This is a genomic window from Nocardiopsis lucentensis DSM 44048 (assembly GCF_000341125.1).
In the GTDB taxonomy this organism is placed as follows: domain Bacteria; phylum Actinomycetota; class Actinomycetes; order Streptosporangiales; family Streptosporangiaceae; genus Nocardiopsis; species Nocardiopsis lucentensis.
On the sequence record NZ_ANBC01000515.1, the window covers coordinates 1 to 6,594 of the forward strand.

Annotated in this window: 7 protein-coding genes; 4 read left to right on the forward strand and 3 right to left on the reverse strand. The window is 69.2% G+C overall.

Annotation, left to right across the window (positions count from 1 at the left end; translation table 11 throughout):
- Positions 1-569: 569 nt before the first annotated feature.
- Positions 570-1,874, reverse strand: coding sequence for a tyrosine--tRNA ligase (gene tyrS, locus D471_RS0118165; protein WP_017599932.1), 1,305 nt, complete (start codon positions 1,872-1,874; stop codon positions 570-572).
- Between the two features lie 265 nt (positions 1,875-2,139).
- On the opposite strand from tyrS, the gene D471_RS0118170 reads away from it, so the two are divergent.
- The 4 genes from D471_RS0118170 (at position 2,140) to D471_RS0118185 (ending at position 5,043) form a co-directional block, all read left to right on the forward strand.
- The gene (locus tag D471_RS0118170) at positions 2,140-2,949 is read left to right on the forward strand and encodes an alpha/beta fold hydrolase (protein WP_017599933.1); all 810 of its coding nucleotides are present in this window, start codon (positions 2,140-2,142) and stop codon (positions 2,947-2,949) included.
- Positions 2,942-3,571 carry a TetR/AcrR family transcriptional regulator gene (locus D471_RS34995; RefSeq protein ID WP_051059214.1) on the forward strand — a complete coding sequence of 210 codons (630 nt, stop codon included), beginning with the start codon at positions 2,942-2,944 and terminating at the stop codon, positions 3,569-3,571. The genes D471_RS0118170 and D471_RS34995 overlap by 8 nt, the downstream gene beginning before the upstream one ends.
- Positions 3,571-4,152: a hypothetical protein gene (locus D471_RS0118180; protein ID WP_017599935.1), complete on the forward strand. Its 582-nt coding sequence runs from the start codon at positions 3,571-3,573 to the stop codon at positions 4,150-4,152. Before D471_RS34995 ends, D471_RS0118180 begins: the two co-directional genes overlap by 1 nt.
- Positions 4,153-4,323: 171 nt before the next feature.
- A complete protein-coding gene (locus tag D471_RS0118185) occupies positions 4,324-5,043 on the forward strand; it encodes an HNH endonuclease family protein (protein WP_017599936.1) in 720 nt (239 codons plus the stop codon).
- A 76-nt stretch (positions 5,044-5,119) separates the two neighbouring features.
- On the opposite strand, the gene D471_RS0118190 is transcribed toward D471_RS0118185, so the two are convergent.
- Both D471_RS0118190 and lhgO read right to left on the reverse strand, forming a co-directional pair.
- Complete coding sequence (locus tag D471_RS0118190) at positions 5,120-5,623, reverse strand: hypothetical protein (RefSeq protein WP_017599937.1); 504 nt, start codon at positions 5,621-5,623, stop codon at positions 5,120-5,122.
- A 172-nt stretch (positions 5,624-5,795) separates the two neighbouring features.
- The coding region (lhgO, locus tag D471_RS0118195; RefSeq protein WP_017599938.1) for an L-2-hydroxyglutarate oxidase at positions 5,796-6,594 on the reverse strand (799 nt) is incomplete at its 5' end.

Consider the following 6,594-nt stretch of genomic DNA (forward strand, 5'->3'; position numbering starts at 1 on the left):
TGTCTTTACTTTATCAGGTGTTCCGTGTCCCGCCAAATCGGCGGTTTGGGATCAACCGAACGGGGTAAAGCACCCGTCTTTGTTCCACCTGCGTCGTATCCGTTCCGGTGATAACCATCGGTCTGGAAAGCGACTCCCCGACTCTACCGGATTCAAGTGGATGCCCGAACCACGATGAGGAGAGGAAGATATGGAGTGCGGCCCGGTTCTGAGCTGACCCCTGAGGATCGCTCGCCGTCCCGCAGCGACTCTTTCGAGTATAGGGAGATGACCTCTGGACGTCAAACCAGACCCCGGATCGGGTGGCAACCCGTGGATCCGGGGCCCTGTCGCCCCTGTCCGGGCGGCATCTTCAGGCCCCTGACGCGTCCGGACCTCACACCAGGACCGGGTGACCGCGTCGGCTCTGTCACTGTCAACTCGCTACCTGCCCAGGACATTCCTCATCGAAACTCCCATCCCGTCGACAACCGTCAGCACATCCCCGAACCCCCGCGATCACACCCGCGCACGCGTCGGGGCCGACGCCCCAAGGACATCGGCCCCGATCGGTACGGAGGCGTCGCGGGTCAGGCTCCGTCGAGGATGACTCCACCGACGTTGCGCTTGCCCTTGCGCAGCACGACGAACCGTCCCTCGAGGACGTCAGCCGCACTGATCCGCGCCTCGACGTCAGCGACCTTCACGTTGTTCACGTACGCCCCACCCTCCTGGATGGCACGGCGGGCGGCGGACTTGCTGTTGGTCAGACCGCTCTGCGCGAACAGCTCAGCGACGGTCGGCAGTTCCTCGACCGGCCCCGACACCTCGGCCTTGGGCACCTCCGACAGCGCGGCCTCCAGCGTGCGAGCGTCCAGTTCCGCCAGGTCGGCACGGCCGAACAGGGCCAGGCTGGCGTCGATGACCTTGCGGCACTCCTCCTCACCGTGCACGAGCGTGGTGAGCTCCTGTGCCAGGGCGCGCTGGGCGGCGCGGGCCTGCGGCCGCTCCTCGGTCTGGCGCTCCAGCTCCTCGATCTCGCTCCTGCTGAGGAAGCTGAACACCTTGAGGTAACGGATGACGTCGCGGTCGTCGGCGTTGAACCAGAACTGGTAGAAGGCGTAGGGCGACGTCAGCTCGGGGTCGAGCCAGACACTGCCCGACTCGGTCTTGCCGAACTTGGTGCCGTCGGCCTTGGTGAGCAGATTGGTGGTCAGGGCGTGCGCCTGGCCGTGCGGCTCGTTGCCGTCCATCCTGCGGACCAGGTCCAGCCCCGCCGTGATGTTGCCCCACTGGTCCGAACCGCCGGTCTGCAGGGTGCACCCGTAGCGCCGGTAGAGCTGGACGTAGTCGTAGGACTGGAGCAGCACGTAGCTGAACTCGGTGTAGCTCATCCCCTCGCCGTCGAGACGGCTGCGGACGGTCTCACGCGCGAGCATCTGGTTGACACTGAAGTGCTTGCCGACGTCGCGTAGCAGTTCGATCGCGTTGATCTCGCCCAGCCAGTCGGCGTTGTTGGCCAGGATCGCGTCGGTTGGCTCCGGCTGCTCGCCCTCGGGAGTGAACCGCAGGAAGGCCGACAGCTGCGTACCCAGGTTGTCGACCCAGTTCAGCACCGTCTCGACCGAGTTCATCTGCCGCTCGGCGGTGGGCTTGGGGTCACCGATAAGCCCCGTACCACCGCCGACCAGCGCGATCGGACGGTGCCCCGCCTGCTGGAAGCGGGCCAGGGTAAGGATCTGGGTGAGGTGACCGACATGCAGGCTGCCCGCCGTCGGGTCGAATCCGCAATAGAGGGTGATCGGACCATCGGCGAGCGCCTTGCGGAGTGCGTCAAGGTCGGTCGTCTGCGCGAGCAGGCCGCGCCACTGGAGTTCGTCGATGATGTCGGTCACTGTCGTCTCTCTGTCGCTAGGGCGGGCCCCGGGCCCGATCTGCTGGGAAGTGTAGGCCGGGTCATTGCGGACGATCACCCGGTTTTCCTCGTACCCCACGCTATCGGGCCCGCTGGGGTGACCATCCGCCACACACAACGCCGGGGGCCACCGGGAAGAATCCCGCCCCGGCGCCGCCCCTCGGTTCCTTGGTGGCCTTGACAGGAGAAAGCTAACAGGCTTAGCTTTTGGGCTATAAGCACTAGCCAATACAGAGGGGCTCGACGTGCACCATCTCCACCGCCCACAGGGGCGGATCGCCTACGACCTCTACGGCCCTGGAAACGACGGCACGCTCGTCGTCTGCGTTCCCGGGATGTTCGACCACCGCGCCTCGTTCCGGTTCGTCGGCGCCGCACTCGCCGCAGCCGGATTCCGAGTCGCGGTCATGGACCTGCGCGGCCACGGCGACAGTGACACCACCTTCGACCGCCACGACAACCGCGCGGCCGCCGAAGACGCCCTCGCGCTCATCGAGGAACTCGGTGGGACCGACGCCATCGTGGTCGGCTGCTCCATGGGCGCAGCCGCGGCGGCCATCGCCGCCCAGGAGCGCCCCGACCTGGTCGCCGGGATCGCCCTGCTGGGTCCGTTCCTACGCAACGCCAAGCCGAACCCGTTCGCCAGGATCGCGCAGAGGCTGCTGCTCGTCCGTCCCTGGGCGCCCAGGGCACTGGTGGCCTTCTACGACAGCCTGCACGCCGGTCGAAAGCCGGAAGGACACGAGGAGCAGAAGGCACGCGTCCTGGCGATGCTGCGCCCCGCGGACCGTTTCCGGGCCGTGTTCTCCACCATCTACGCGCCCAACGAAGAGGTTCTGGAGACGAGCGGCCTCAGGGCGAAGGCCGTGGTGCTCGTCGGCGAACAGGATCCGGACTGGCCGGACCCCGCGGCCGAGGCCGCGTGGGTGGCCTCGGTGGTCGGCGGATCCGTGGAGATGGTCCCCGAGTGCGGTCACTACCCGCAGTCCCAGCGGCCCGATGTCGTCGTGCCCGCCCTCCTGAACCTGGCCGAGCGGGTGCGTGCCGATGCCTAGGGCCGGACTGTCCCCACGGCTGGTGGCGGAGGAGGCGGCCCGGCTCATCGACGAGCAGGGTCTTGACGCCCTCTCACTGGCGGCAGTCGCCAAACGGTTCGGGGTGGCGGTTCCGAGCCTGTACAAGCACGTCGACGGCCTGACCGGGCTGCGGCGCGAGGTCGGCCTGCTTGGAGCGGCCGAACTCGGTGAGCTGCTGCGTGCCTCCGCCACCGGCCTCGCCGGGGTCGACGCACTACGCGCCGTGGCCGCGGCCTACCGCCGCTACGCGCACACCCATCCAGGTCGTTACGCCGCGCTCCAGCGGGCCCCCGGCGGGGACGACCGCGAGGCGCGACGGGTCTACGCCATTCCGGTGGAGGTGCTCACGGCAGTCCTGAGCGGGTTCGGCATCGACGGCGACCAGGCGGTGCACGCCGTCCGTGCCCTGCGCAGCGCACTGCACGGATTCGTGGACCTGGAGGCACAGGGCGGGTTCGGGCTGCCCGAGAACGTCGACGAGAGCTACGAACTCCTGGTCGAGGGGTTCGTGCGGGCCTTCCAGAGCTGGCCCGACACCGGGCCCGCACGAATCGGGGCCGAGAAGGGCGCCGAAGGCGCGCCGACGAGAGGAAGACACTGATGCTGGCCGGACATTTCGGCGTCGCGGGTGTTGTCAAGGCCTGGCGCCCGGCGCTGCCCATGGGGGCGCTGTTGGTAGCGACGCAGCTGCCGGATCTGGCCTTCGGGCCCTTGGCGCTGTTGGGCGCGGAGAGCATGGAACCGGCCGAGCCGGATCTGACCGGATACGGCTCGTTCTTGATCACCGCACCCTTCTCGCACGCCCTGGTCAGCAACCTGGTGTTCGCGTTCCTGGTGGGCGGGCTGACACACCTGTTCCTCCGAGACCAATGGGGCCGTGACGCCGGTCTGGTCCTCGGCGGTGTGGTGTTCAGCCACTGGCTGCTCGACCTGGTCGTGCACCGCCCGGACCTTCCCGTCCTGCCCGGTGGTGACGGCGACCTGCCCCTGCTCGGCCTGGGTCTGTGGGAGCTCCCGGTGGCGACGGCCGTGGTCGAGGGGGCCCTGGTGCTGGCGGGCGCCGTCCTGTACACGTGGCGTACCTTCCGGGGGCAACTGAGCCGGACACGGGCATCGCTGTACAGCGCGGGCATCGGACTGCTGCTCGTGGGATCGTTCGTGTACGACCTCCTCTCCGGTTAGCGTCTCCCCGGCCGATCCCCGCGGTCTCCTCCCGAGCACTCGTTCCCTCTCCACGCGTGAGGCGAGTCCCTGCCGGCCCGGCGCTGTTCCCCCTGGCCCGCGCATGCGCCAAGCTGGTGGGGCGCCCCGGAGCACCCCGCCCGGGGAATCGGACCGCGTTGGAGTACCCCCATGTCCAAGAAGATCCTCACCAGTGCCGCCGGTGTCCTCGTCGTCGTCGCGGCACTCGCCCTGTACCAGATGGGGGTGATCGACCTCGGCCCCCAGGAGTCGGACCAATCGGGTACCGGTGGCACCGCGGCCAACGGGGCACCCACCGAAGGGGCCGGCGAAACGCCGGCGAACGGTTCCCCCGACGCGGACGGGGCTCTCCAACTGCTGGAGGAACTGAGCATCGTGGAGGAGAACGATCCTCCCGGCTACGACCGTTCCCTCTTCCCGCACTGGGAGTCGGGGGTGCGGGACAACTGCACCGCCCGCCAGGTGGTCCTGCTGCGTGACGGTGAGAACGTGGAGGTCGACGACGAGTGCCAACCGGTCTCCGGTACCTGGTACAGCGAGTACGACGGGGAGACCCTCAACGAGGCCGGTGACATCGACATCGACCACATGGTTCCGCTCAAGGAAGCCTGGCGTTCGGGTGCGAGCGAGTGGACGACCGCCGAGCGCGAACGCTTCGCCAACGACCTGGACGCCTCCCCTCAACTGTGGGCCGTCAGCGCCTCCAGCAACCGCTCCAAGAGCGACGAGGACCCGGGTGACTGGCTACCCCCGCTGGAGTCCTTCCACTGCGACTACGCGGTGTCCTGGATCGAGGTCAAGCACACGTGGGAGCTCACCGTGGACCCGGACGAGGCGCGGGCCCTGCGCGAGGTGCTCGCGGGCTGCTGAGCCTCCGCCCGGATCGCCGGCCCATGGCCGCGTCCGCCCGTCCGACACGACGGGCGGACGCGGCCGCACCGCTCCGTCAGACGAGGGGACGCTGACTGATCCCGCGCGCCGTCGCCAGCAGTTCCTCCTGGCCGAGGAGTCCGAAGGTGTCCCGGACCTCCACCGCGACCCCCGGCTCGGGGGACCAGAAGGCCTCGGTCTCGCCGTGCAGGGCCCGGACCCCCTGGTTGTCGAACTCGTCGAGCTCCCAGTCGTCCGGGGAGCGCTCGTGGTACTCGGCGAGGAACGCGCGGACCGAGTCCAGGTCCGCGAGCCGGTCCCCGCGCATGACGAGAACCTGGAGGACGACCCTGGCGCCTCCGCCCTCCAAGGCCTTCTCCCACACGCGGGTGGAGAAGGACACGTCGCCCCACTCGTAGTCGAACTCGTCGACCGACGTCTGCTCGTCGACCTGCGCGGGCAGGTAACCGACGGTGAAGCCGTCCACGTCTCCTCCAAGGTCGGCGGCGGCCGGGGCCGCCGTGAGTACGAGTGCGATCAGGGCGGCGAGTGCCGCCACGAGCCGTCCGATCATGGTCATGGGCACCTCCGACGGTGGTCCCGGGCCCCTCCCGATTCCCCGTCCCCATCCATGATCGAAGCGCTTCGGTCCCCTCACCAGGGTGCGCCCGAACCTGTGGATAACTCCGCTCCGACACACCCCCGAACATTCCCGGAACCGCCCGCGGACGTCCTGTCCCGGTCGGCCACAGTCAGCGTTCGGGGACGTGGTGGTCGGTGAGGAACTCGGCGATCGCCAGCGAGGACGTGGCCGCGGGTGAGGGGGCGTTGCGCACGCACACCACCCGCCCATGGGTGTCGACGTGGAAGTCGTCGAGCAGGGCACCGTCCCGCCCCAGCGCCTGCGCCCGAACCCCGGATCCGGCGGGGCGCAGGTCGGCGGCGCTGATCTCGGGTACGAGCCGACGCGCCTGGCGGGCGAAGACCGCCCGCGAGGACGACACGAGGGCCTCGCGGACGCCCATCGTCCAGTGGCGGCGGGCCAGCTTCCAGAAGCCGGGCCAGGCGAGTGTCCGCGCGAGTTCGCGCGAGTCGAGGTCACGGGCCAGATAGCCCTCGCGCGCCGTCGCGAGAATGGCGTTGGGACCGGCCATGACCTCACCGTGGACGTGGCGTGTCAGGTGCACCCCGAGGAACGGGTACCTGGGGTCGGGGACGGGATAGACCAGCCCTCGCACAAGGTGGCGGCGCTCGGGGACGAGTTCGTGGTAGTGGCCGCGGAAGGGCACGACCCTGGGGTCGGCGGTCGATCCCGCCATCCGCGCGAGTTCGTCGCCGTACAGGCCGCCGCAGACCACGAGACGGTCGAAGCGGTGGATGCGCCGCTCGCCCTCGGGGGTTCCGGTGAGGACCTCGACCCCGTCGTGGTCCTGCCGCATGTCGATGACGGGAGTGTGCAGGAGCACACGCCCGCCGGAGCGACGCACGTCGTCGGCGAGTTGTTCGGCGACGGCGACGAAGTCGGTGATCGCCGTGGTGGGCGAGTGCAGA